This window comes from Chitinimonas sp. (assembly GCF_036568685.1).
GTDB lineage: Bacteria > Pseudomonadota > Gammaproteobacteria > Burkholderiales > Chitinimonadaceae > Chitinimonas.
The window spans coordinates 39705-64241 of record NZ_DATCSC010000129.1 but is presented as its reverse complement, the minus strand read 5'-3'; the positions used below and the strand labels follow the sequence as shown (position 1 = coordinate 64241).

General features: G+C 64.2%; 22 protein-coding genes. 4 read left to right on the top strand and 18 right to left on the bottom strand.

Going from position 1 to position 24537, the window contains the following annotated elements:
- The first annotated feature begins 743 nt into the window (after positions 1–743).
- Positions 744–929, top strand: a complete 186-nt coding sequence (locus tag VIM95_RS18650; RefSeq protein ID WP_331988736.1) for a hypothetical protein — start codon at positions 744–746, stop codon at positions 927–929.
- A 62-nt stretch (positions 930–991) separates the two neighbouring features.
- Here VIM95_RS18650 and hemF read toward each other — a convergent pair whose 3' ends face one another.
- From hemF to pcnB, 9 genes are all read right to left on the bottom strand, one after another.
- The gene (gene hemF / locus VIM95_RS18645; RefSeq protein ID WP_331988734.1) at positions 992–1903 is read right to left on the bottom strand and encodes an oxygen-dependent coproporphyrinogen oxidase; all 912 of its coding nucleotides are present in this window, start codon (positions 1901–1903) and stop codon (positions 992–994) included.
- 9 nt (positions 1904–1912) lie between these two features.
- Positions 1913–2716, bottom strand: a complete 804-nt coding sequence (locus tag VIM95_RS18640; protein WP_331988732.1) for a glycosyltransferase family 2 protein — start codon at positions 2714–2716, stop codon at positions 1913–1915.
- 2 nt (positions 2717–2718) lie between these two features.
- The gene (locus VIM95_RS18635) at positions 2719–3120 is read right to left on the bottom strand and encodes a GNAT family N-acetyltransferase (protein WP_331988730.1); all 402 of its coding nucleotides are present in this window, start codon (positions 3118–3120) and stop codon (positions 2719–2721) included.
- Positions 3121–3175: 55 nt separating this feature from the next.
- On the bottom strand, positions 3176–4036 hold the full coding sequence (gene panC / locus VIM95_RS18630; RefSeq protein ID WP_331988728.1) for a pantoate--beta-alanine ligase: 861 nt from the start codon (positions 4034–4036) through the stop codon (positions 3176–3178).
- 65 nt (positions 4037–4101) lie between these two features.
- Positions 4102–4893, bottom strand: a complete 792-nt coding sequence (panB, locus tag VIM95_RS18625; protein WP_331988726.1) for a 3-methyl-2-oxobutanoate hydroxymethyltransferase — start codon at positions 4891–4893, stop codon at positions 4102–4104.
- Between the two features lie 219 nt (positions 4894–5112).
- Positions 5113–6732: a methyl-accepting chemotaxis protein gene (locus VIM95_RS18620; RefSeq protein WP_331988724.1), complete on the bottom strand. Its 1620-nt coding sequence runs from the start codon at positions 6730–6732 to the stop codon at positions 5113–5115.
- A 393-nt stretch (positions 6733–7125) separates the two neighbouring features.
- Positions 7126–7764 (bottom strand): deoxynucleoside kinase, encoded by a 639-nt coding sequence (locus VIM95_RS18615; RefSeq protein ID WP_331988722.1) that lies wholly within the window; start codon positions 7762–7764, stop codon positions 7126–7128.
- Between the two features lie 39 nt (positions 7765–7803).
- Positions 7804–8286, bottom strand: a complete 483-nt coding sequence (folK, locus tag VIM95_RS18610; RefSeq protein WP_331988720.1) for a 2-amino-4-hydroxy-6-hydroxymethyldihydropteridine diphosphokinase — start codon at positions 8284–8286, stop codon at positions 7804–7806.
- Entirely contained in the window at positions 8283–9626 is a 1344-nt protein-coding gene (gene pcnB, locus VIM95_RS18605; protein ID WP_331988718.1) for a polynucleotide adenylyltransferase PcnB, read from the bottom strand. The genes folK and pcnB overlap by 4 nt, the downstream gene beginning before the upstream one ends.
- Before the next feature lie 129 nt (positions 9627–9755).
- On the opposite strand from pcnB, the gene VIM95_RS18600 reads away from it, so the two are divergent.
- On the top strand, positions 9756–10592 hold the full coding sequence (locus VIM95_RS18600) for a PhzF family phenazine biosynthesis protein (protein ID WP_331988716.1): 837 nt from the start codon (positions 9756–9758) through the stop codon (positions 10590–10592).
- Between the two features lie 226 nt (positions 10593–10818).
- Here VIM95_RS18600 and yaaA read toward each other — a convergent pair whose 3' ends face one another.
- Positions 10819–11598, bottom strand: coding sequence for a peroxide stress protein YaaA (gene yaaA / locus VIM95_RS18595; RefSeq protein WP_331988714.1), 780 nt, complete (start codon positions 11596–11598; stop codon positions 10819–10821).
- A 123-nt stretch (positions 11599–11721) separates the two neighbouring features.
- On the opposite strand from yaaA, the gene VIM95_RS18590 reads away from it, so the two are divergent.
- A complete protein-coding gene (locus tag VIM95_RS18590; RefSeq protein ID WP_331988712.1) occupies positions 11722–12642 on the top strand; it encodes an HD-GYP domain-containing protein in 921 nt (306 codons plus the stop codon).
- Between the two features lie 71 nt (positions 12643–12713).
- Here VIM95_RS18590 and VIM95_RS18585 read toward each other — a convergent pair whose 3' ends face one another.
- The 8 genes from VIM95_RS18585 to VIM95_RS18550 all read right to left on the bottom strand — a co-directional run bounded on the left by VIM95_RS18585 (position 12714) and on the right by VIM95_RS18550 (position 21625).
- A complete protein-coding gene (locus VIM95_RS18585; RefSeq protein WP_331988710.1) occupies positions 12714–13829 on the bottom strand; it encodes a sn-glycerol-3-phosphate ABC transporter ATP-binding protein UgpC in 1116 nt (371 codons plus the stop codon).
- An 11-nt stretch (positions 13830–13840) separates the two neighbouring features.
- A complete protein-coding gene (locus VIM95_RS18580; protein WP_331988708.1) occupies positions 13841–14719 on the bottom strand; it encodes a carbohydrate ABC transporter permease in 879 nt (292 codons plus the stop codon).
- Entirely contained in the window at positions 14712–15626 is a 915-nt protein-coding gene (locus tag VIM95_RS18575; RefSeq protein ID WP_331988706.1) for a sugar ABC transporter permease, read from the bottom strand. Before VIM95_RS18575 ends, VIM95_RS18580 begins: the two co-directional genes overlap by 8 nt.
- Positions 15627–15739: 113 nt before the next feature.
- Positions 15740–16981, bottom strand: coding sequence for an ABC transporter substrate-binding protein (locus VIM95_RS18570; protein ID WP_331988704.1), 1242 nt, complete (start codon positions 16979–16981; stop codon positions 15740–15742).
- Between the two features lie 299 nt (positions 16982–17280).
- Positions 17281–18693, bottom strand: a complete 1413-nt coding sequence (locus VIM95_RS18565) for a sensor histidine kinase (protein ID WP_331988702.1) — start codon at positions 18691–18693, stop codon at positions 17281–17283.
- 1 nt (position 18694) lies between these two features.
- Positions 18695–19615 (bottom strand): carbohydrate kinase, encoded by a 921-nt coding sequence (locus tag VIM95_RS18560; RefSeq protein ID WP_331988700.1) that lies wholly within the window; start codon positions 19613–19615, stop codon positions 18695–18697.
- Complete coding sequence (locus tag VIM95_RS18555) at positions 19612–20805, bottom strand: AGE family epimerase/isomerase (RefSeq protein ID WP_331988698.1); 1194 nt, start codon at positions 20803–20805, stop codon at positions 19612–19614. Before VIM95_RS18555 ends, VIM95_RS18560 begins: the two co-directional genes overlap by 4 nt.
- A 148-nt stretch (positions 20806–20953) precedes the next feature.
- Positions 20954–21625 carry a response regulator transcription factor gene (locus VIM95_RS18550; protein ID WP_331988696.1) on the bottom strand — a complete coding sequence of 224 codons (672 nt, stop codon included), beginning with the start codon at positions 21623–21625 and terminating at the stop codon, positions 20954–20956.
- 195 nt (positions 21626–21820) lie between these two features.
- Here VIM95_RS18550 and VIM95_RS18545 point away from each other — a divergent pair, with 195 nt between their 5' ends.
- Positions 21821–24499: a DUF2339 domain-containing protein gene (locus VIM95_RS18545; RefSeq protein ID WP_331988694.1), complete on the top strand. Its 2679-nt coding sequence runs from the start codon at positions 21821–21823 to the stop codon at positions 24497–24499.
- The last annotated feature ends 38 nt before the right edge of the window (positions 24500–24537 follow it).

Below are 24537 nucleotides of genomic sequence, written 5' to 3'. Positions count from 1 at the left end.
CGTGATACCCGTGTACGTGCGGAGCGACATAGGGCAATGCGCGCGGCTTGTGGCTGCAGCATGCTCTCATCGCCCCTTTATCTGGGGAGCGGCGCCTGGTTCCGGCCGGCGTGGAAACACGCGGGGGGATGCGTTGCGGCCAACCGGTCGAGGTTCGCTCGATCTGGTGGCGGACATCGCGCGGGTGTCGCGATGTAGGGAGGGGCAACGGCGTTGGGGTCGGCATACAGCCAGCCAGGCACATCGAAAACAAAGCCTGCCGAACTCCCTTGAGTTCTGACAGGCTTGAACGATTCTAGCGGAGCAAACACCGCGTGTGCAACGCTTTTGTGCAGCGCATGATTTGTTATAAATCAATGGCTTATGTCTATATAACTGTCAAAGATTTTCAACATAACGACAGATTGTGACAAAAAAGCGACCAACGGGGCTTTGTAGTCGTTCTTGGCATGACAACAGATGCAATCGGGGATAACGGCAATGAATGGAGGAATCTGCCAATTCAGTTGAGCGGCTTGGCGGCTGACGCCGCCTTATCCGCACTTCGTGCGATTAGGGCGTGAGTGTGTCCCGCCCCAAATCGCGCAACACGCGGATACTGCGGCGATAGCTGCTAAACCTATCCCCAATCCAAGCAGCCATGACCCGGCGCAAGATAGCTTGGCAGTAAACACACCCACCGGAACACGCTTCTGTGTCAGGATGACTATATCGGTCGCACGACCACGATTCAGGAGCTCACCATGACCGCCTACGTCCCTGCCATCATCTGGCTGCTCTCCACCGTGATCTGCCTCCATATCGCCAAGCAGCGGCATATCAAGCCGACCCATAGTTGGAAGATGCTGGTCGCCCTGCTCGGTCCCTTCGCCATCCCTCTGGTGATGGCAGCCAAGCCCGAGCCCGTTCGCCGTCGTATCGGCCGCTAAAAAGATGACGGCGCAATCCCTCGCAGGACTGCGCCGCATCATTCAATTCACACCATGGCGCCTCAGGCGGCAGGCGTCGCCAGCCAATCCCTGGCGGTCAGGAAGTCGCTCAGCAAGGCCGCCTCGGGCGTGCCTGCCGCCGGGTGGTAGTCGTAGCGCCAGTTCACCACCGGCGGCATGGACATCAGGATGGACTCGGTACGGCCGCCCGACTGCAGACCAAACAGCGTACCGCGATCCCAGACCAGGTTGAACTCCACGTAGCGGCCGCGGCGGTAGGCCTGCCAGTCGCGCTCGGTTTCACCATAAGCCATGCTGCGGCGACGCTCGACGATGGGCAAGTAGGCCGTCAGAAAGGCATCGCCCACTGAACGCAGCATGGCAAAGCCCTGCTCCACACCCAGCTCGCTCACATCATCGAAGAAGATGCCGCCTATACCGCGCGGCTCGTTGCGGTGCTTGAGGAAGAAGTATTCATCGCACCAGGCCTTGTAGCGCGGGTAGCGCTCCTCCCCAAAGGGGGCCAGTGCATCGTGGCAGGTGCGGTGGAAATGTACCGCATCCTCCTCGAAGCCATAGTAAGGCGTCAGGTCCATGCCGCCGCCAAACCAGCAGACATCCGGCTGGCCGGGGGCATGGGCGCGGAACATGCGCACATTCATATGCACCGTCGGCACATAGGGGTTGCGCGGGTGAAATACCAGCGATACGCCCATGGCCTCCCAGGCACGTCCGGCCAGCTCCGGCCTGTGCGCGCTGGCCGAGGGCGGCAGCTTGTCACCGGTCACATGGCTGAAGCCCACCCCGCCGCGCTCCAGCAAGGCACCACCTTCCAGTAGGCGGCTGATGCCACCGCCGCCGGCCGGGCGCTGCCATTCATCGCGCAGAAAGGCTTGGCCGTCGGCCTCAGCCAGCGCGCTGACGATGCGCTCCTGCAGATCGAGAAGGTATTGCTTGATCGAGGCGGTATCCATGAAAAGCACTCAGGGGCTAGGAGGTTCAGAAGAGGGCAACAGGCTGGCCAGCCAACCGCTGGGGTCAAAACCCAGCGCAGTACATTGGGCCGCCTGCTCGGCGGGCGACAAAGCCTGCCACCATGCCAAGGCCTGCAAGGTGGCGCGACTCAGGTCCTTGGCGTCGGGCGGTGGCAGCTCGCCCAGCAGCAGGTAGTGGGTACGCCAGTTGCTGGTATAGGCCACGCTGGCTTGCGCCAACTGACCCATGCGCAGGCCGGCAGCGGCCAGCATCAGCCAGAACACCCGGTCGCCAAAGGCGTGCAGTGGTCCCGGTATGCGCTGCCAGGCACTGGCCAGCGGCAAGGCCCGGCCCGCCAGGAACAGACAGTTGGTATCCACGCCGGTACGGGCGTCCATCTGGTCGGCCAAAGGCATCAAACGGCCGTCAGGGTAAACGAAGAATCGCTGGCTCGCGATGACGTCGATCAAACCTTGTTGCGCCTGCCAGGTCGCGACCAGACCGGCGATATGCTCCGGCAGGTAGTAATTGTCGGCGTCGAGGTAGGCGATGGCATCAAAACCCTCCGCCATTGCCAGCAAGGATCCCACCGCACGCGGCGTATCGCCGTAGTCGCCATGCGCTTGCCCCAGCTCGACATGGCGTACCCCTGCCCTGCCGCTCACCAGCGGCTCGGCGCGGTCGTCGGCGATCAGGAAGTGGGTGCAGGGGTAGTGCTGTGCCGCCACGCTGTCCATACAGCGCTGCAGATAGAAGTCGGATTCGCGGTAATAGGGGGTGATCACCGCCACCCGCGGCTTGGCAACCATCATGTTCAGCCTCCGGTTGCTGGCCGACCCGGATATCGGTAGCGCACGTCGGGGCAACGCTCCTCATTGCCGGCACCATCGGTCTGCTCAAGCAGTTGAAAGCCTCGTGCCTCATAGAAGTGGCGGGCCGACGTATTGCCGGCAAAGCACCACAGCTGGCGAGGCCGGCCATCCGCCAGCGCCAGGTCCAGCAAAGCGCTGCCTATACCCTGGCGCTGCGCCGTTGGTGCGAGATAGAGGTGGTCTATCCAGTCCGCATCAAAGGCGACAAAACCCAACAGGGCGCCCTGCTCAGAGCGAGCCAGCCAGAGTTCGTGACTGGTGGCGAGGCCACCCAGATAGTGCGCCGTATCGGCCGCATCATGCAGCACCGGCAGCCAGGGCATGGCCGCCGCACGGGAGGCCATGAACAGCTCGGCCAGGGCAAGGCCCCGTGCCGGGCCCTTCGCGGCCGGCAATAGCTCAAGCCGAAATCGGCAGGTTGGCACCGGGCAGGTTCACTTCGAGGTTGTCGATCAGACGGGGCTTGCCCAGGCGGGCGGCAGCCAGGATCACCAGCGCCTTGTCGCCGGGGCGGGCGTGCTCCAGCCGCTCCTGGTCGCGGATCTCGACATAGTCCACCCTCCAGCCGTGGTTCTCTAGGTCGGCACGGGCTGTCTCGGTCAGTTTGACGAAGTCAGTCTCGCCGGCTTCCAACGCGGTCTTGATGGCCGTCAGATTGCGATACAGGCGCGGTGCCTCGGCCCGTTCAACCTCGGTCAGGTAGCCATTGCGCGAGGATAGCGCCAGGCCGTCGGCGGCGCGCCCGGTATCCACCGGTACGATCTCTACCGGCATGTCGAGATCGGCCACCATGCCCTCGATCACCTTGAGCTGCTGGAAGTCCTTCTTGCCAAACATGGCGGCATCGGGCTGCACGATATTGAAGAGCTTGGTCACCACCGTCGCCACACCGCGGAAGTGACCCGGGCGGAACTGCCCATCCAGCTCATGCTGGATGGCTGGCGGTTCCACCTTGTATTGCTGCTCGGTACGCGGGTAGAGCTGACCCACGTCTGGATGGAAGACCGCATCCACGCCAGCGGCCGTGAGCTTGGCGCAGTCTTCTTCGAAGGTGCGCGGATAAGTATTGAAGTCTTCGCCCTGACCGAACTGCAACGGGTTGACGAAGATGGACACCACCACCTTGCCACCGCGCGCCTTGGCGGCACGGCACAGCGAGATATGGCCCTCGTGCAGGTTGCCCATGGTGGGGACGAAGGCGAGGTAACCGGCCGTTTTGCGCCAGGCCCGGAAATCCGCAATGGTGGTGAATATCTGCATGGTTCAGTCCTGCCTAGTGAAACGGGGTAGGGCCTGGCCGGGTAGCGAGGCCCGGCCGGCGCTTATCAGAAAGTATGCTCTTGGGCGGGGAAGGTCTTGGCCTTCACTTCGCGCACATAGGCTTCGACCGCACCATGGATGCTGGTCACGCCCTGCATGAAGTTCTTTACGAAGCGTGCCTTCTTGCCGGGGTAGACACCCAGCATGTCGTAGACCACCAGCACCTGGCCATCCACATCCACGCCGGCACCGATGCCGATGGTAGGCACGCTCAGGCTGTCGGTGATCTCACGCGCCAAGCTAGCCGGCACCATCTCCATCAGCACCATGGCGGCGCCTGCCGCCTCCAGCGCCTTAGCGTCGCGCTTGAGCTGCTCGGCGCCGCTGTCGGTCTTGCCCTGCACCTTGAAACCACCGAACACATGCACCGACTGCGGGGTGAGGCCAATATGCGCACAGACCGGAATGCCACGCTGCACCAGGAAGGCCACGGTCTCGGCCATGTATTCACCGCCCTCAAGCTTGACCATCTCGGCGCCTGCAGCCATCAACCGGGCAGCGGCTTCAAAGGCCTGCTGCGGGCTGGCCTGGTAGGCACCGAAAGGCAGATCGGCCAGCACCATGGCCTGCTTGGCATTACGTGCCACGCAGCGGGTGTGGTAAACCATCTGGTCCATGTCTACCGGCAGGGTAGAGGTCTCGCCCTGGATCACCATGCCCAGCGAGTCGCCGATCAGCAACACTTCCACGCCGGCATCTGCCATCAAACTGGCAAAGCTGGCGTCGTAGCAGGTCAGCATGACGATTTTCTGGGCTTCCTGCTTGAGCTTCTGCAGGGTGGAGACGGTGATCTTCATGGGGGGAGTCCATTCCTTGATCTAGCGCTTGCTTTGCGCAATATGCGGGTATAAAGCGTCCTCGCGCAGCGAGCGCCATTGTGGGGCGCTGCCAGCAAGCTTGCCTTATTTCGATGCGGCGCAACAATAGCCGAAACTCCGCACCCGGCTCAACCCTGCCGCGCACGATATAACCGTGCAATTGCACTAGGAAAGCGCTGCAAAAGTAGCGAGAGCCGCCTACAACCTGTAAGCCGCCACGACCTGGCTCATGGCAGAAGCCAGCCGCTGCAGTTCGACCGAGAGCTCGGTACTGCGTTCGGCGGCGCGGCTGTTCTCCTCCGCCATCTGCGCCACCCGCTCCACCTGGCCGGCAATGGCATTGCTGGCCGAACTCTGCTCGCGCAGCGCCCCGGCGATCTCCTCGACCAGGCTATTACTTTGTGCTGCAGAGCCGGCGATACGATCCATGGCATCACGCGTACCCGCCCCTTCGCCCACCCCCTGCCGTACCGAGGCCACCGCCTGCGCCATGCGGGCCGAGACCTCGGCCGAGCGCTGCTGGATGGCCTCGACCATGCCGGCAATCTCACCGGTGGAGCTGGCAGTACGTTCTGCCAGCTTGCGTACCTCGTCGGCCACCACCGCAAAGCCCCTGCCCTGCTCGCCGGCGCGAGCCGCCTCTATAGCGGCATTGAGCGCCAGGAGATTGGTCTGCTCGGCCACGTCCTTGATCACATTGACCACGGCGCTGATCTGCCGGCCGCTCTCTTCCAGCAAAGCCATCTGCTGGGCGGCCTCGTCCACCGCGCCGGCGACGGCCTCGATGCGCGCCACGGTGCTCACCACCGACTCACGCCCTTCCAGCGCAAGGTCGCCCGCCTCGCGAGTCAGCTGGTTGGCCTCGTTGGTGCGGCTGGAAACGTGGTTGATGCTGACCGTCACCTCTTCCACATTGGCCGCCATGGCCGAGGAAGCCTCGCTTTGCGCCAAGGAGCTGGAGGTGACCTGCTGGGCCGAGCCGGCCAGCTCCAGCGAGGCGCTGGCCAATTGCTCGGCGTCGTGCCGGATAGTGCCCAGCCCTTCGCGCAAGCGTTCTATCAAACCATTGAAGGCGCGCAGCAGGTCGGCAATCTCGTCTCGCCCGCTGACCGGGATGGTGCGGCTGAAGTCCAGCTCGCTCGCCACCCGCGCCACCTGCCGGCTGGCCTCATTGGCGGTTCCGGCTACCGCCTTGTAAGTGGCAAAGGCATTCCAACCCAGTACCAGGGTGGTCGCCAGCACCAAGGTCAAGGTCAGCCAGAAGGCAGCTCGGTAGTCGCGTTCGGCCTGTTGCTTGTAGATGGCGGTCAAGTGCCGGTTGTATTCGACATGGGCGGCAAAGGCCGCCAAGGCATGGTCGGCAGCGGGCTTGAGGGTGCTGGTCGCATATTGCTGCGCCGCCTCGGTCTGCTGCTGGCGCGAGAGATCGAGCGCACGTTCCAGATGGGTGAAGTAGTCGGCCAGCGCCTGCCGGTCGCTGCCCAACAGGCGACGGTCCTCGTCATCATCGAGCAGGGCCTCGTAGTCCTTCAGGTCCTTTTCCACCCCGCCACGCTCCTGCTGCAACTGCTGTTCCATGGCCGCCTTGGCGGCGTCGCCCTTGAGCAAGATGTGGTTGAGCACGGTGGTACGTACCTTCATGAACCGCAGCTGGGCGCTCTCCAGTATCAGGATGCTGGGCACCACATTGTCGCCCATGGCCTCGATCGCATCGCGCGACTTGATCAGTTGGAACAAGCCATTGCCGCTGGCCAGCCACAGCCCCGCCAAGGCCACAAGGATCAACAAGGCAAGACGATGCGAGATACGCTGCAACATGATGGTCTCCAGACGGGACTAAGCCCCAGCAACCATCTTAGGAAGGCTTTCTGCTGCCTCCAAGCCGACTCAGCAAAGGGAAAGGCCCGATCAAGGCCCTGAAAAACATAGGCGAACAGTGGCGTACACCGTCGCATCCACTAGCGAGCCAGCCGTCGCAGCGCAGAAGGTGCCAAAGCTCACTAACGAGCGTCAGCGAGGTTCCCCGCCGGTGGAGCGGCTGCCAGCGTTCTTGGTGAGCTTGCGAGCCTAGAACTTGTGCGTGCAAAGCTGCGGGAGGGGTAGGGACTAAAGCAGGGACAAAGCCACTGCCTCAGCGCTCACAAACGATAAGCGCCCGGGTCTCCCGGGCGCCAGCGCCGCACTCAACCGCCCCACTCCGCCAGCAACAATCTAGGCTTTGTTGAAGTACTCCCGCGCACTCCGCATCCCTGCAATCCGCGTCAGCAAGAGCCGGAAGTCATCGGCGTTCTCCACCAGATTGAGATTCTCGGTATTGACGATCAGCACCGGCGCCTCGTTGTAGTCGTAGAAGAAGCGGCTGTAGCGCTCAGCCAGCTTGCGCAGGTAGCCATCGCCTATCCTGGCCTCGTAGTCGCGCGAGCGGGTCTGTACCCGGCTGATCAGGGTGTCGATATCGGCCTGCAGATAGATCACCAGGTCGGGCGTGGGGGCGCGCACCCTGAGGTGGCGGTAGATGTCGGAGTAGAGTCGGTATTCATCGTCGCTGAGGATCAGCTCGGCAAACAGCGGATCCTTGTCGAACAGGAAATCGGCCACCGTCTGGCCGCCGAACAGATCCATCTGGGTCAGGCTCTCGACCTGCTCCACCCGCTGGAACAGAAACGACAGCTGGGTGGGCAACGCATAGCGCTGCATATCGGCATAGAAACGCGGCAGGAAGGGTATGGCGTCCGGGTTCTCGAGCAGCAGGTTGGCTTCGAGCTGCTCGCCCAGCTTGCGTGCCAGGGTGGTCTTGCCTACGCCGATCGGACCTTCAACGACGATGTAACGGTAACGCTCCAAACCCATTGCCGATTTCCTCGTGCCGCACCCGAGCGCAGCGGTGATTTATTCGATGCGTTGCAAACCCGTCTGGTCACAGCCTGCCGTCAGCGTGGCCAGCGCCCGTCCATCCGGCAACTGCAGGCCTGCAGCGATCTCGGCCAGGGGCAGCAGGACAAAACCCCGCTCCAGCATACGCGGGTGCGGTACCGTCAGGCGCTCATCATGCAGTTGCCGCTCGCCGTAGAGCAACAGGTCCATGTCCAGTGTACGTGGCGCGTTGCGGAAGCTACGCTGCCGGCCGTGTACCTGCTCGATCCCGAGCAGCCCGTCGAGCAGGGCGTGCGGCGCCAGTTCGGTGTCGATGGCGGCCACCGCGTTGATAAAGTCAGGCTGATCCAGGTAGCCCACCGGCGCACTGCGGTACAAGGAGGAGGTCGCAACCAAGCGTGTTTGCGGCAGCTCACCCAATGCCGCCATGGCGGCACGTACCGTGGCCTGCGCGTCGCCCAGGTTGGCCCCCAGGCCGATAAAGGCGCGCACACTCACTGGCCGTCGTCCGCCGGCGCGGTGTCGCCCTGGCCCTTGCCACCACTGCGGCGACGGCGGCGCTTCTTGGTACCTTCGCCGGCTTGCGGGCGTACCAGCATCGCTTCGCGCTCGGCGCTGTCGGCGTGTTGGAAGCGGGTCCACCAGTCGGCCAGTTCCTGGTCGGCTTCGCCGACCGAGGCACGCAGGCAGAGGAAGTCGTAACCAGCACGGAAACGTGGGTTTTCCAGAAGACGGAAGGGCTTGATGCCGCTGCGCTGCTCAAAGCGCGGCTGCAGGGTCCAGATTTCCTTCATGGCGGTGCCGTAGCGGCGCGGAATGGCGAGCTTCTGCTCCTGCACCGCTTCCACCTCGTCGATGGCCGAGAACAAGGCCAGCATGGCCTTCTCGCCAGCCTGCTTGCGGGCCTCCCAGTTGTCGAGCACTTCCAGCCACAGGAGGGCTGCGAACACATAGCCGGCCGATACCGGCTTGTCCTCACGAATGCGGCGGTCGGTGTTTTCCAGTGCATTGCGCAGGAAAGCCTCGCCCTGCGGCATCTTGAGCATCTTGTCGAGCAAGGGGAAGAAACCGTGGTGCAGGCCTTCGTCGCGCAACTGCATCAGGCAGGCCCAGCTCTGGCCGGAAAAAAGCAGCTTGAGCATCTCGTCGAAGAGGCGTGACGAGGGCACATTCTGCAAGAGCTGCGCCAGCTCGCGGATAGGCTTGCGGGTAGCCGGATCTATGGCCAGGCCGAGCTTGGCAGCGAGGCGCACGGCACGCAGCATGCGCACCGGATCCTCGCGGTAGCGCACGGCCGGCACACCTATCATGGCCATGCGCTTCTTTTCGATATCTTCCACGCCACCGTGATAGTCGATGATCTCTTCGCGGCTCGGGTCGTAGAACAAGGCATTGACCGTAAAGTCACGGCGCTTGGCATCGTCCTCCTGGTTGCCCCAGGTGTTGTCGCGAATGATACGGCCGGCTTCATCAGTCAGCGATTCGCCGCTGCCGCGGAAGGTGGACACTTCCACCACTTCATCGCCGAACAGTACATGTACCAGCCTGAACCGCCGCCCGATGATGCGGGAACGGCGGAACACCTTGTGCACTTCCTCCGGCGTGGCGCTGGTGGCCACGTCAAAGTCCTTGGGTTCCTTGCCAAGCAGCAGGTCGCGGACTGCACCGCCAACGATAAAGGCCTCGTAGCCGGCTGCCTGCAGTTGGTCAGTGGTCTTGAGTGCGAAGGAAGGCAGGCGGTTGCGGCGTATGCCGTGCCGCTTCAGGGGTATCACCACGCGGCCGCCGCCATGACGCTTCTTGAGCTTGAGTACGCGGCCGATCAGTTTACGGATCATGTTGTTGTTACGGACTTTGGTGCTGGATAAGCGCCGATTATAGCCGGGAAGCCGGCCCAGATATTTTTCCAGACACATGCGGCCGGCCTGATTGCGCAAACGGCGGCCGCCTACAAGCGGAGGGAAGCCATGCCTGTCGTACGTTATCGCCTGTTGAACGTCTTTGCCGAAACCCCTTTCGGCGGCAACCCGCTGGCCGTGATCGAGGATGGCAGTACGCTGAGCGAGCAGGAAATGCAGCTGATCGCCCGCCAGTTCAACCTCTCCGAGACCACCTTCCTGCTGCCGTCCAAGGACGCCACCGCACGGGTACGTATATTCACACCGGCCTACGAGATGCCCTTTGCCGGCCACCCCACGCTGGGCTCGGCCCATGTGGTAAGGCAGCGACAAGCGGCCGGCGATGCCATCCGCCTGGAAATGCAGGCCGGCATCATCCCGGTCAATGCGCTGGGCGACCGTTGGACCCTGCAGGCCAACGCCCCGAGCCACCGCCCCATGGAAGCCAGCCCCAAGGACCTGGCCGCCATGCTGGGCCTGCCCGAGAGCGCCATCGCCGGTCCCGCGCTTTGGGTCAGTTGCGGCAACGAACAGGCCATGATCCCGCTCGCCTCGCCGGAACTGGTACACGCCTGCAAGCCCAGTGCAGAGCTGATGCAACGCCATAGCGTCAACGACACCGGCCGCCCCAAGGCCTATGTCTTTGCCCGTACCGAAACCGGTTTCGAATCCCGCTTCTTCTGGACCCCGGACACCGGCATCGCAGAAGACCCCGGCACCGGCTCCGCCGCCGCCAACCTCGGCGGCTACTGGCTGGCCACAGAGGGCAGCCGCCCACTCAAGGCCACCATCCACCAGGGCACGGCCATGGGTCGACCGAATGTGCTGAGTTTGCAGGTCGAGGACGGCTGCATTCTGGTGGGTGGCCGGGTAGTGGAAATTGGCAATGGCGAACTCGCCTGGTAACACCGGCTAAGCACCCCCACCAATGCCGGCTACGGAGAAGGTTGGGGTCCCCGTGCGAGCCGCTGAGCATCGCAGCGTTCTGCGGGGTAGTCCGGGGCGCGTTGTTTGAGCCAGCGCGGCCGGCGACTTTCGCGCCTTGGCCGCAGGGCGCGAGAAGTACAAGGAACCCTCACGGCTTCTAGCGAAGGCGGTCTACGCGGGTCTAAAGACCCGCCCTACAAAAGCATCAAGCCCCTGCCAAGGCCCGACGGAACACCAGCGTATCGGTGCTGCTGACCTCAGCCTCATAGCGGTAACCTTCCACATCAAAGTCCCGCAGGCCATCGACCTTGTCGATGCGGTGCTGCAGCGCAAAGCGTGCCATCAGGCCGCGGGCGCGCTTGGCGTAGAAGCTGATGATCTTGTACTTGCCGTTCTTGTAGTCCTCGAACACGCACTCGACCAGCCGTGCCTTGAGCTTCTTGGGCTTGACCGACTTGAAGTACTCGTCGCTCGCCAGGTTCACCAGCACCGGCGACTTCTGCGCCGCCAGCTCGGCATTGAGCGCCTCGGTAATAGTATCGCCCCAGAACTCATACAGATTCTTGCCGCCGGGGTTGGCAAGACGGGTCCCCATCTCCAGCCGGTAGGGCTGCATCCGGTCCAGCGGCCGGAGCAGGCCATAGAGACCCGAGAGGATGCGCAGCTTCTGCTGTGCCCGCTCCAGGGTCTTGCCATCCAGGGTGGCGGCATTCAGGCCCTCATAGACATCGCCCATAAAGGCAAAGATCGCCTGACGGCTGTTGGCCTCGGTGAATTCCGGGCTCCAAGCCTGGAAACGCGCCACATTGAGCGCGGCCAAGGGGTCGGAGATGCTCATCAGCTGGCCGATCTCGGCCGGCGTCTTGTCTCTCAGCACCTCGATCAAACGCGCGGAATGGGCAGTGAAGTCGGGCTGGGTGGCCTTGCGGGTGGGGACGGGGGTTTCGAAATCCAGCGTCTTGGCGGGAGAAAGCACGAACAGCATGGGAGGTCCTACGTGGGCTAGCCCGCTATTCTACCGTCCATTCATCGCTACGCCGACCAGGTGACTACCATGTAAGGACAATGAGCCCTGCACGACCAAGTTGCATCCCAACCGGAGTCTTCCATGCCCCACCCTGCACATCGCCCGGTCGATCCGCTGCTCAAAAGCCTCTACGTCATGGCCGCCATGGTAGAAGCGCGCGACCCCTACACCGGCGGCCATCTATGGCGGGTGTCACAGTTTTCCCGTCTCTTGGCGCAGGCCTTGGGGCTCAATGCCGCCGAAGTGGCACGGGTAAGCCTGGGCGGTTTCCTGCATGATCTGGGCAAGATCGGCGTACCGGACGCCATCCTCAATAAGCGCGACCGCCTGAGCGACGAGGAATACGCAGTGATCCGCACCCACCCGCAGATCGGCGCCCGGCTCTTGGCCGGCCACCCGCTCGGCCCGCTGGTGCATGCGGCGGTCACCCAGCACCACGAGACGCCGGACGGCCGCGGCTACCCCGAGGGTCTGCGTGGCGAAGCCATCCCGCTGGACGCCCGCATCATCGGCCTCACCGACGCCTTCGACGCCATGACCAGCACCCGCCCCTACCGCCAGGGCATGCCTATCACCAAGGCCCTGGAGATACTCAACCAGCACGCTGGCAGCCAGTTCGATGCTGCCTTGGTCGAGCGTTTTGTAGTACTGGGCCAGGCAGGGGCGCTCGACCCCATCGTCGGCCACAGCGAATCGGGCATCCCACTGTTCCACTGCCTGATGTGCGGCCCCACCATCGTGGTGCGGCGCAGCCAGCAGGCCGGCGAGGCCGTGTATTGCCGGGCCTGCAGTGGTGCAGCCGAACTGCAGCGGGATGGCGAGCAGCGACAGCTCAAGCCACTGGACCGCCGGGGTAGTGCCGCCGAACTGGAGCCGGACGTGGACGAAGCCCTGATCGACCTGCTGGCGGCCGAGAATGGCCCTGCACTGGGTTTCAGGCCGGTGGAGGCCGGCCTCTTGGGCCGCGTGCGGCAGGTATTGCGCAGCGTCGCTGCTGGCTGAGCGGTGCAGCAAAGAAAAAAGGCGCGAATTGCTTCGCGCCCCAGAGGCGTCAGACCCTGAATCGTTATTGATCAGGCCAACCGTTTTTCGGTGGCCGGATCGAACAGCAGTGCCTTGCCTGGATCGAGCATGAGCTTGACTTGCTCGCCCGGCGAGCCGGCGGCTCGCGGGTGGCAGCGGGCCACCGTCTTGGTGCCGTTCAAGGTCACGGTCACCAGGGTGTCGGGGCCGGTCGGCTCGGTGATCGCCACGGTGGCGGTCAGCGTTTGCAGATCGTCGCGCTCGCTATGGGCGCTGGAGGTATCGGTCAGCTGCTCCGGGCGTACGCCCAGCACCACCGGCTTGCCCACATAGGCACGCTGGGTGTCGCTGATCGCACCCAGCACGATGCGCTGCTTGTTGCCATCGCCGCTATCGAGCGCCACCACCGCGCGGCCGGCGTCTTCCGCCAGCTCGCAGGGGATGAAGTTCATGGCCGGCGAACCGATGAAGCCCGCCACATAGAGGTCGGCCGGCGAATCGTAGATCTGCTGCGGGGAACCGAACTGGCGCACTTCGCCGTCCTTCATCACCGCGATCTTGTCGGCCAGGGTCATGGCTTCGATCTGATCGTGGGTCACGTAGACGATGGTGGTGCCCAGGCGTTGGTGCAGAAGCTTGATCTCGGAGCGCAGTTCCACCCGCAGCTTGGCGTCCAGATTGGACAGCGGCTCATCGAACAGGAACAGCGCCGGGTTGCGGGCCAGGGCGCGGCCCATGGCCACGCGCTGGCGTTGGCCACCGGAGAGCTGGTGTGGCTTGCGGTCCAGCAGGTGTTCCATCTGCAGCATCTTGGCGACGCGGCCGATGATCTCGTCCTGCTCGCCCTTGGGCACCTTGCGGATATCGAGGCCGAAGGCAATGTTCTTGCGCACCGTCATATTGGGGTAGAGCGCATAGCTCTGGAACACCATGGCGATGTCGCGATCCTTCGGGGAGAGCGTGTTGACCACGCGCTCGCCGATGGCGATCTCGCCCGAGCTGATGTCGTCGAGGCCGGCGATCATGTTCAGCAGGGTGGACTTGCCGCAACCGGAGGGGCCGACCAGGATCAGGAACTCGCCCTTTTCGATCTCGATGTCGATGCCCTTGAGGATGTGGGTGTTGCCGTAGCTCTTCTTGACGTTGCGGATACTGAGTGCGCCCATGGCGTGCTCCCTTAGCCTTTAACCGCGCCGGCCGTCAGCCCGCGCACGAAATATTTGCCGCCGATGGCGTACACGACCAGTGTGGGCAGCGCCGCGATAATGGCGGCCGCCATGTCGACGTTGTACTGCTTCACGCCGGTACTGGTGTTGACCAGGTTGTTCAGTGCTACGGTGATGGGCTGGCCATCGCCGGAGCTGAACACCACCCCGAACAGGAAGTCGTTCCAGATCTGGGTGGTCTGCCAGATCAGACACACCATGATGGTGGGGATCGAGATCGGCAGCAGGATGCTGAAGAAGATGCGGAAGAAACCGGCACCGTCGATGCGTGCCGCCTTCACCAGCTCGTTCGGCACCGTTACGTAATAGTTACGGAAGAACAGGGTGGTGAACTGCAGGCCGTAGATCACGTGCACCATGATCAGGCGGGTGGTACCGCTCTCTATGCCCAGCATGCCCAGCACCTGTGCCATCGGCAGGATCACGACCTGGAAGGGCAGGAAGGTGCCGATCAAGAGTGCCATGAAGAAGGCATCCGAGCCCTTGAACCGCCACATCGACAGGATGTAGCCGTTGAAGGCGCCGACCAGGGTGGAGATCAGCACCGAAGGGATCATCATCTTCAGGCTGTTGCCGAAGTAACCCTTCATGCCGCCGCATTCCACGCCGGTACAGGCGGAATCCCAGGCAGTCTTCCAGGCATCGAAGTTGAGCGAGCCCGGCAGCGACATCAGGTTGCCACCGCGGATTTCGTCCAGCGTCTTGAGGCTGGTGCTGATCATCACGAACAGCGGGGCGAGGTAGAAGATCGCCACCAGCACCAGGACGGCGTAGATCACGAAGCGGGCAAAGCGCGCCTGCGGGGTCTGATGGTAGGCAAGATTAGCCACGGCGTTCCCTCCGCAGTTCGGAATACAGGAGCGGCATGACCACGGCGCAGGCGGTGAACAGCATCATCATCGCGCTGGCGGCACCGAGGCCGAGCTGGCCGCGGGTAAAGCCGTGCTGGTACATGAAGATCGAGGGCAGGTCGGTTGCAAAGCCCGGGCCACCGCCGGTCAGGGCCATGACAAGGTCGAAGCTCTTGACCGCAATATGGGCAAGAATCATGAAGGCGCTCAAAAATACCGGCCGCAGGCTCGGAATGATGATGCGGGCGTAGATGGTGGGCAGGGATGCGCCATCGACCTGCGCCGCCTTGATAATCGAATCGTCGATGCCACGCAGGCCGGCCAGGAACAAGGCCATGACGAAGCCGGACGACTGCCACACACCGGCAATGACCACGGTGTAGATGGCGTAGTCCGGATTGATGATCCAGTCGAAGGTGAAATTGGTGAAGCCGAAGTCGTGCGCCAGTTTCTCCAGCCCCAGACCCGGGTTCAGTATCCACTTCCAGGCGGTACCGGTCACGATGAAGCTCAGCGCCATCGGGTACAGATAGAGCGTGCGCAGGGCGCCCTCAAAGCGGATCTTCTGGTCCAGCAGCACGGCCAGGATCAGGCCAACCGCCAGGCTGATCAGGATGAAGAGGCCACCGAAGATGCCGAGGTTACGCATGGACTGCCACCAACGATCATTGTTGGAGAACAGTTCCACATACTGGACGAAACCAGCCCATTCATACTTGGGCAGGAGCCGCGATTCGGTGAACGAGAGCCAGCCGGTCCAGGCGATGAAGCCATAGAAGGCGATCAGGCAGGCAAGCACCGTGGGGGCGATGACCAGCCGGGGCAGTATCGTGTCGGCTAGTCGACTGAGCGAAAGACCCGGCGCGCCGTGACGGGAAGCTGTCATGGCGTCTCCTTTGCGTGGTTGGGAACGAGAACGGCTAGGGGGTACTGCAGACTCCGGCGCCCATGCTGGCGCGCCGGAGAATTCACTCCTCGCTGACGCGAGTTTTTATTTACTTACTTCTTCTTAGAGGCAGCCAGCAGTTTTGCAACCGCTTCCTTGCTCGTCATGTTGGAGTTCATGAACGAGGAGATCACGTCCTGGGTCGCGCCTTGCACAGCCGACGGCATGGCCATCTGGTGGGCGAAGGACGGAACCAGCGAACCTGCCTTGTTGGTGGCGACGAAGTCGGCGGTGGACTTCTTGGCGCAATCGTCGAACTTGCTCATGTCAGCGCCCAGGCGAACCGGGATGGAACCCTTGTTCAGGTTGAACACTTCCTGGAAGGCCGGCGACAGCACGGTCGAAGCGAAGTCGTTGGTGGCCTTCTGGTCCTTGTTCTTCTGAGCGAAGACGATGAAGGAGTCGATGTTGAAGGTGTAGGCCTTCTCGGTGCCCGGCGCGGCAACGCACAGGTAGTCGGTACCCGGCTTCTTGCCAGCGGCGGTGAATTCGCCCTTGGCCCAGTCACCCATGAACTGCATACCGGCTTCGCCCTTGATCACCATGGCGGTGGCCAGGTTCCAGTCGCGGCCGGCGGCATTCTTGTCGATGTGGCTGCGAACCATGCGCAGGGTATCGAAAGCCTTCAGGGTGGTCAGGCTGTCGATGGCCTTGGGATCCAGTTGGATAAAGGCCTTCTTGTAGTAGTCGGCACCGCCAACGCCCAGGGCCACCGATTCGAACACGGTGGCGTCTTGCCACGGCTGGCCACCGTGGGCCACGGCGATCAGGCCGGCCTTCTCGATCTTCTTGGCGGCTTCGTCGAACTCAGCCCAGGTGGTCGGCACCTTGGCGCCGGCCTTCTTGAATACTTCGGGGTTGACCCACATCCAGTTCACGCGGTGCACGTTCACCGGCACGGCCACGTAGTGGCCCTTGTACTTCATGCCGTTGGCGACCACGGGCGGCAGCAGGCTGTCCCACTTTTCGGCGCTGGAAACAGCGTCCAGATTGGCCAGCACGCCTTCCGAAGCCCATTCCTGGATCGACGGGCCCTTCACTTGGGCGGCAGTCGGGGGGTTACCGGAGACGACGCGGGTCTTCAGCACGGTCATGGCGTTGTCGCCAGCACCGCCGGCCACGGCGAAGTCCTTCCAGGTATGGCCCTTGGCCGACATCATGGTCTTCAGCTCGGCGACCGACTTGGCTTCGCCACCGGAGGTCCACCAGTGCAGCACTTCGACTTCACCGGCAAAAGCATTGAGGGAAAACGCGCAGGCGACGGCCAGCGCCAGGTTCAGGCGACGGGATTGCATGTGTCTCGCTCCTTGTTGGAATGGTGTCGCAAGCAGCCGGCTTGCGACTGCTGCGAAATATAACTACGGGTGTAAGTTTTGTGAAGGTTTTCTGTAAGTTTTCAGTAAGTTTCGATGCTGCGCCGCACCAGAAAAATGCATAAACCCGCAGCACGCCTCGCTTTGGGGCGGTTTTACGCGCCGTCTCATTGCAGAGACAGATTGGAGCAATTGCTCGGTATGGCGTTGCAAAATGTCGGATTGCTACAGTCTCGTAGCGAACTTGTAGTCGCCTCCAGGGAAGCGCCGGCCGCGCTTCCCTAGACCGCGCCGGTCAGGCGGAAACGAACGGTTACGACAAGGCCTTGCGGGGTATTTTCGTCGAGGGTGACCTGGGCCTGATGGCGACGGGCGATCTCCTGCACAATGGCGAGGCCCAGACCACAGCCCTTGCCCTGCCCTTCCATGCGGCCACGGTAGAAGCGCTCGAATACCCGCTCACGTTCCTCGGCGGGGATGCCAGGTCCGTTGTCGCGCACCTCTACCCTGGCGGTGTTGTGCTCGTCGATCACCCGCACGCCGATCTCGCTGCCCGGGGGGCAGTACTGGATGGCGTTGTCGATCAAGTTGCCGATCAGCTCGCGCAGCAGCGCCTCGTGGCCACTGATCAAAAGGTGGTGCGGCGCCTCATCCAGCCCCAGGTCTATGCCACGCGCCAAGGCCCGCGGCACCGCCTCCATGGTGCATTCGCGCGCAAGCCGCGCGAGGTCCAGCGGCGCCAGGGTCAGCGGTGCCTCTGGCTCGGCCCGTGCCAGCGCCAGGAGCTGGTTGACCATGCGGATCGCCCGTCCCACGCTGGTCTCGATCTGCCCCAGTCGCTGGGTCAACGCCTGCCGGTCCGGTTCTATGCTGGCGAGTTCGCCACGGGCCAGCTCGGTCTGCGACTTGAGCCCCGCCAGCGGGGTGCGCAGCTGGTGGGCGGCGTCGGCGATAAAGCGCCGTTGCGCCGCCACCTGGGTATTTACTTCCCCCAGCAGGGTGTTGATGGCGCGGGTCAGGGTACGGACCTCGGCCGGCGCGTCTTCCACTTCCAAGGGTGCCAGGTCGCGTGGTGAGCGGTTCTCCACCAGCCGGCGCAAATGCCGCAGCGGTGACAGGCCGCGGCTGATGCCGGCCCAGACCAGCACGCTGGTCAATATCATCAACATGGACAGCGGCATGACCGTGTCGACAAAGATATCGCGCGCCAGTTGGGTGCGCAGGGTGGTGCTCTTGGCGACCTGTACCAGCATGCTCTGCGGCCGACCTTCGGAGCCGACCCGCAGATAGAGCGCGGCCACCCGTACCGGCCGGCCGCGCAAGGTACCGTCGTAGAAATAGGGGTGGCCAAACTGCCGGGCAAAGCCATTGGGGGTAGGCGGCAGATCCTTCTCGCCCAGGATAAAGGCCCCGGGTGGTGTACTCACCATGTAGTAGAGCCGGTCGCTGGGATCTTCCTCAAGTATTTCCCGCGCTGCACGCGGGAAATCGATATAGAGACCGTCGCCAAAAGGTTTGACCTGCCGCGCCAGGGCCCGGCTCGATTCGGCCAGGCTGCGGTCTATCACCTCGTTGGCGTAGCGCAGCGCCACCGAATAGGAGACAAAGGCCGCCGCCAGCCACAGCACCAGCTGTGGCAGCAGCAACCAGACCAGCAATTGTCGTCTCAGCGATAGCTTGCGTGGCGCCGCCAACTCAAGCCTCCAGCGTGGTCACGGCGTACAGCGCCTCGACACAGCGCAGCTCGGGTGGCGTGGCTCCGGCGGCAAGGCAGGCCGCCGCACCGCAGGCGACCGAGAAGCGCAGGTGCTCTCCGCCCTGCCGCTCGGGCCAGTTCAAGAGGCTGAACAAGAGCCCCCCGATACTGGCGTCGCCAGCACCGACGGTATCCACCACCTCGATCCTGGGCGGCCGGCACTGCCAGCTGGCCATACCCTGGTGCAAGGAGGCGCCGTCGGCACCACGGGTATAGAGGAAAGTCGCAGCCGGATTCCAACTACGCAGGGTGGCAAACGCCGCCTCGATATCCTCGCTGCGGAAAAGACCCACCAGGTCTTCATCCGAAACCTTCACCACGTCCGCCAGCCGGGTCATGGCGGCCAGGGTGGCGTCGTAGCGCTCGTCCATCAGCACCCGGAAGTTGGGGTCATAGCTGATCTTTGCCCCCGCCGCCTTGAGCTTGCCGGCCAGCTCGACCAGGCGGGCCGCCAGGGGCGGGCGGGCCAGGCTGATGCCGCAGAAGTGCGCCCAGCGCACCGACTGCATCCAGCCCTCGGGCAGCTTGCTGGGGTCGAAGTGCAGGTCGGCTGCGTCGTCGCCGACAAAGAAGTACTTGGGCGGCTGGGTCTCATGCACCACGGCCAGGAGCGGCGACTTGGCCACGCGCTGCAAGAAGCGCATATCCAGCCGGGCAGCCTCGGAGGCGCGCCACAGGTCATCGCCAAAACAATCCTGGCTGATGGCGCCGGCAAAGGCGCTGGGCACGCCCAGGCCGGCCATGACCCGGGCCACGTTCCAGGTGGCGCCGCCCACCTTGCTAACCCAGCTGTCGGGGCCGGTGCGGATCAGATCGGTCAGCGCCTCACCCGGCGCGACAAACAAGGGCAGCGTGCTCATGCGGTCACCACATTCAATACCTCGTAGCAGGCACCCATGGTGTGATAGTCGGTCTTGCCGGCCGGGCTCTTCTCGTCGGTCAGCTTGCTGTTGTCCGGCGCCAGGATACGGTACCAGGCACCATGCTTGTGGTCGACGAAGTGCTGCCAGCTATAGGCCCACAGCTTGTCGTACCAGTTCCAGTAGTAGCTGTCGCCGGTAGCGTCGCCCAAGAGAGCCGCCGTTGCCAGGCTCTCGGCCTGGACCCAGAAATACTTGTCGGCGTCACAGATGCTGTCGTCCGGCGCAAAGCCATAGACCAGACCGCCGTTGACGGTATCCCAAGCCCGTTCGACCGCCGCCCTGAAGAGCGCCTCGGCGCGCGGCAGCAGCCAGGGCTGCGGGCGGTGACGGGCCAGGATCAAGAGGAGCTTGGCCCACTCGGTCAGATGGCCGGGCTGGTAGCCCCAGGGACGGAAGATATTGGTCTTGTCGTCCTTGTTGTACTCCCAGTCCACGCTCCAATCGGCGTGGTAGTGCTCCCACATCATATTGTTGGCCAGCGCCGACTGGCGACGGGTGATATGGTCGGCCAGCAGCTCGGCGCGGTCCAGGTAGCGCGCCTCGCCAGTGGCCTCGAAGGCCGCGAGCATGGCCTCGCAGGCATGCATATTGGCGTTCTGGCCACGGTAGGGCAGCAACTGCCAGTCGGCAGTCGCCTCATCGGCATAGAGGCCGTACTGCGGCTCCCAGAAGCGCTGCTCCATCAAGTCATAGGTTTCGGCCAGCCACTCACGCGCCTCCGTAACACCCGCCATCAGCGCATGGGCGTAGGCCAGCACTACAAAGGCCAGGCCATAGCAGTGATTGGTCGCGTCGAGGACCTTGGCCTCGCCGTCGCGCCAATCCAGCAACCAGGCGTAGCCGCCGGTCACCGGGTTGTGATGGGCACGGCGCAGGAAGTCCACGCCATGGCGGGCCGCCTCCAGATAGGCGGGATCCCCGAACTGGCGGTAGGCCATGGCGTAGTTGAAGACAAAGCGGGTGCTGCTGACCAGGTGGCGGCTGTGCGCATCGTAGATCGCGCCGTCATCCTTGAAGAAGTGGTAGAAGCCGCCGCTGGCATCGATGGCACGCGGCGTATAGAAGGCCAGGGTGTGGCGGATGTGGTCGAGCAGGACGCCACGCTGGCGGAAATCGGGAAGGGCCATGAGCCGGAACACTCCTTGAACGCAATGGCGGCGGGGCATCTGCGCAACCCGCCGAAGCCGGCCCTGGCCCTAGGCCCGACCGGAACGGCGGAATTGTAAGCGCGGCGTAAGCAACTCAGCGAATCGGGACGTATTGCAGCGCAGCACGTCAGTCCTGGCGGGCTTCCAAGAGGTAACCCAGGCCGCGTACCGCCCTTACCCCTACCCCGGCCGGCTCGATCTTCTTGCGCAAGCGGTGCACATAGACCTCGATGGCATTGGCGCCCAGCTCATCGCCACCCAGCTCGGCGGCAATCTGCTCCTTGGTGACCACCCGGTCGGCATTGCTCAGCAGCACATCCAGCACCGCCAGCTCACGGGCAGAGAGATCCAGCGGCACATCCTGCGCCCAGGCGCGCTGGCCGGCCCTGTCCAGCCGGAGCGAACCAAAGCGGGCCTCACCACGGGCCTCGCCATGGGCCTTGCTGCGGCGCAGCAGCGCACGCAAGCGGGCCTCCAGCTCGACAAACTCGAAGGGCTTGGTCAGGTAATCGTCGGCGCCGGCATCGAGACCCGCCACCCGGTCTTCCAGACCATCGAGTGCAGTCAGGATCAGGATGGGCAGGGTGGGCTTGCCGGCGCGCACCTTGCGCAGCAGCTCCAGCCCGCTCTGGCCCGGCAGGCCAATATCGAGGATGACGGCGTCGAAGTCGGCTCCCAACAGGCGCGGCTCGGCCGTGAGGCCGCTGGCCGCATGCTCGGTCTCAAAGCCCAGCCGTGAGAGGCTGGTGAGCAGTGCGTCCGCCAGGACGGCGTCGTCTTCGGCCAGAAACAGTTTCATGGTGCCGCTTTCCTCTTCGCTAGTGCCGGTATTGATTATCTGCATGACCCGCCGCTCGCCAGATGCCCCGGCGGGGCAATCGGTAATCGGCGGCAGGTGGCAACAGATTCTAAGCCAGCCGCCTGCTGCCCGCCATGCGGCTTGCCTCGCCCGACTTCGTCCACCAAGATGGGGCATACGCAAACAGGATGCGCCATGGCTTGGTTGGGACTGATCGTCGGCTTGCTGTTGGGAGCCCTGCTGGGGCAGGAACAAGGCTGGTGGGTAGGTGCCGCCCTGGGCTGGCTATGGGGCCGCGACCGCGTACAGGCCGCCGAGCTGCGTACCCTCAAGGCTGCCTTGCAAAAAGCTGCGGCCACGCCGGTTGTCCAAGCCCAACCTACCAGCGAGCCAGCGGAGGCAGCGGCCGAGATCAGCCCGGCCGAAGCAGCCACGCCGCTACCCATCACGCAGGAACCGGCACCGGAGCCCATACCCAGCCTCCCCTTAGCCGCCGCGCCAACGGCTGCCCCCACTACGCCTCCACCACTCCCCGCCACCGAACCGACCCTGGCGCTGACCGTCTGGTCCAGCTGGGCCACGCAATGGCTGCTACAGGGCAACCCGGCGGTCAAGGTCGGCGTGCTGCTACTTATCATGGGTGCCGCCTTTCTACTCAAGTACGCCGCAGCCTACGTCAGCTTTCCGCTCGAGGCCCGTTATCTCGGATTGCTGCTGGGTGCCGGCGGGGCGATCGCCTTCGGCTGGCGGCAGCGCGAGCGGCGGCCAGCCTTTGCCCACTCGCTGCAGGGCGGAGGCCTGGGCATCGCCTTTCTGACCGTCTTTGCCGCCTTCCGCCTGCACGGCCTCGTGCCGGCCGGCGCCGCCTTCGCCCTGCTGGCCGGCCTCGCCACCTTCTCGGCCGCGCTGGCGTTGGCCCAATCGGCCCAGGCTCTGGCAGTGATCGGCCTGGCCGGTGGCTTTCTGGCGCCTATCCTGGCCAGTACCGGCCAGGGCAGCCATGTGCTCCTCTTCAGCTACTACGCGGTGCTCAACCTCGGGGTGGCCTACGTCGCCCAGGCGCGTGCCTGGCGTGGGCTCAATCTGCTGGGCTTTCTGTTCACCTTTGTGATCGGTACCGCCTGGGGGGTGCTGCGTTACCGAGCAGAGCAATTCTCCAGTACCGAACCCTTTTTGATCGGTTTCTGGCTGCTCTACCTGGGCCTGGCCATCGCCTTCACCCGCCATAGGCAAGCAGAGGCCGGGCTGGGTCGGCTGGCGCGCGACCCAGTCGACGCCACCCTGGTCTTTGGCGTGCCGCTGGTAGGCTTTGGCCTGCAGTCCTTGCTGGTGCAGCAGCATGCCTACGGCGCCGCCTGGTCGGCCGGTGGCATGGCCCTGGTCTATGGCATCTTGTGGCAGACCTTGCGCCGGCGGCTACAGTACGCGCTGCTGGCAACGGCCTTCTGCATCCTGATGACCGGCTTTGCCACCCTGACCATTCCGCTCGCCCTGGGCGCGCATTGGACGGCCGCCAGTTGGGCGCTGGAAGGGGCGGGGCTGGTCTGGCTCGGTACCCGGCAGCGGCGCAGGCTGAGCCGTTGGAGCGGCTATCTGCTGATCCTGCTGGCCGGTGGCATTGCGCTGGTGCAGCTGGACGAGCTGGGGCGCAGCAGCAGCTGGCTCAACGGTACCCTGCTGGCCATCGTGCTAGCCGCCCTCTCGGCCTGGCTGGCCGGCGCCGTGCGTGGTCAAGTACAGGGGCGGCTGCAACTGCCGCTGCTGTTGTGGGGGCTGTTGCTCTGGCTGGCCGGTGGCCTGGCCGGCATAGACCACTACACCGCCCTGCCCCGGCAGATTGCCGCCATGGTGTTGCTGCTCGCCAGCACCGCCGTGCTGCTGACCGCACTGGCGCAGAGACTGCGTTGGCCCATGGCACGCTTGCCTGCGCTGGCCCTGCCCGTAGGTCTGGGCCTGTTGCTGCTCTACGCCGCTGACCAGCAACAAACACCGCTGCAGGACGGCGGTTGGCTGGTCTGGCTGCTGGCCGCCCTGGCCTGCTACGGCTGCCTGCGTTGGGACGAGACCGCCCTGCCACGACTAGGCCGGCAGTGGGCGCACCGTACCGGGTTCTGGCTATGGACGGCCTGGCTGACCTGGGTAGCGGCGGATGCGAGCAGCCGGCTGGGATCGGGCTCGGCCTGGATCTGGCTCGGTGCGCTGGCGGTGCCCGGCTTGGTGTTGTGCTTGTGCAGCAGCGCGCCGGCTCGCCGCCACTGGCCGCTCAAGCGCTACCGGCGTGATTACCTGCGCCAGGGGCCGGCCCTGGTCGCCGGCCTGCTGCTGCCCATCCTGCTTGTTGCTCCCTGGGCCAGCAACGGCAGTGCTGCCCCATGGGGCTGGCTGCCCCTGCTCAACCCACTGGACCTCGGCTGGATGTTGGCGCTGCTGGGCCTGGCCAACTGGCTGCGGCAGCCCTACCGCGGCCGCCGCCGGCTCCTGGGCCAGGCCGCCTTGCCGGCGCTCTTGGCCCTGATCGTCTTTGGCTGGCTCAATGCCCTCTTGGCGCACGGCTTCCACCATTGGGCTGGCCTGCCCTATGTGGCCGATCAGCTCTGGCGCGAGCAATCCTTCCAGGCGGCATTGTCCTTGCTCTGGACCACGGTGGCACTCTTGACCATGCTGCTCGCGCATCGCGGTGGTTGGCGCCGGCCCTGGTTGGCTGGTGCAGCGCTGATCGCCCTGACCGTGCTCAAGCTCTTCCTGATCGATCTGGACGGCGCCGGCGGCCTGGCACGTATCGTCTCCTTCCTGGGGGTCGGCCTCCTGCTGGTAGCGGTGGGCTGGTTCGCACCGGCCCCACCCGATGGCAAGGCACCGTCTGAACCGGGGTAGAAAATTTATTTCACCTCCTATTAACCCGAAATGCCGGA

Coding starts and splice junctions, on each gene's coding strand:
- VIM95_RS18545 (WP_331988694.1), top strand. CDS start 21,821: ATGGCTTGGTTGGGACTGATCGTCGGCTTGCTGTTGGGAGCCCTGCTG.
- VIM95_RS18590 (WP_331988712.1), top strand. CDS start 11,722: ATGCCCCACCCTGCACATCGCCCGGTCGATCCGCTGCTCAAAAGCCTC.
- VIM95_RS18585 (WP_331988710.1), bottom strand. CDS start 13,829: ATGGGCGCACTCAGTATCCGCAACGTCAAGAAGAGCTACGGCAACACC.
- VIM95_RS18620 (WP_331988724.1), bottom strand. CDS start 6,732: ATGTTGCAGCGTATCTCGCATCGTCTTGCCTTGTTGATCCTTGTGGCC.
- VIM95_RS18560 (WP_331988700.1), bottom strand. CDS start 19,615: ATGAGCACGCTGCCCTTGTTTGTCGCGCCGGGTGAGGCGCTGACCGAT.
- VIM95_RS18575 (WP_331988706.1), bottom strand. CDS start 15,626: ATGACAGCTTCCCGTCACGGCGCGCCGGGTCTTTCGCTCAGTCGACTA.
- VIM95_RS18550 (WP_331988696.1), bottom strand. CDS start 21,625: ATGAAACTGTTTCTGGCCGAAGACGACGCCGTCCTGGCGGACGCACTG.
- VIM95_RS18640 (WP_331988732.1), bottom strand. CDS start 2,716: ATGATGGTTGCCAAGCCGCGGGTGGCGGTGATCACCCCCTATTACCGC.
- VIM95_RS18600 (WP_331988716.1), top strand. CDS start 9,756: ATGCCTGTCGTACGTTATCGCCTGTTGAACGTCTTTGCCGAAACCCCT.
- hemF (WP_331988734.1), bottom strand. CDS start 1,903: ATGGATACCGCCTCGATCAAGCAATACCTTCTCGATCTGCAGGAGCGC.
- VIM95_RS18615 (WP_331988722.1), bottom strand. CDS start 7,764: ATGGGTTTGGAGCGTTACCGTTACATCGTCGTTGAAGGTCCGATCGGC.
- VIM95_RS18635 (WP_331988730.1), bottom strand. CDS start 3,120: ATGGCCTCCCGTGCGGCGGCCATGCCCTGGCTGCCGGTGCTGCATGAT.
- panB (WP_331988726.1), bottom strand. CDS start 4,893: ATGAAGATCACCGTCTCCACCCTGCAGAAGCTCAAGCAGGAAGCCCAG.
- panC (WP_331988728.1), bottom strand. CDS start 4,036: ATGCAGATATTCACCACCATTGCGGATTTCCGGGCCTGGCGCAAAACG.
- pcnB (WP_331988718.1), bottom strand. CDS start 9,626: ATGATCCGTAAACTGATCGGCCGCGTACTCAAGCTCAAGAAGCGTCAT.
- VIM95_RS18650 (WP_331988736.1), top strand. CDS start 744: ATGACCGCCTACGTCCCTGCCATCATCTGGCTGCTCTCCACCGTGATC.
- VIM95_RS18555 (WP_331988698.1), bottom strand. CDS start 20,805: ATGGCCCTTCCCGATTTCCGCCAGCGTGGCGTCCTGCTCGACCACATC.
- VIM95_RS18570 (WP_331988704.1), bottom strand. CDS start 16,981: ATGCAATCCCGTCGCCTGAACCTGGCGCTGGCCGTCGCCTGCGCGTTT.
- yaaA (WP_331988714.1), bottom strand. CDS start 11,598: ATGCTGTTCGTGCTTTCTCCCGCCAAGACGCTGGATTTCGAAACCCCC.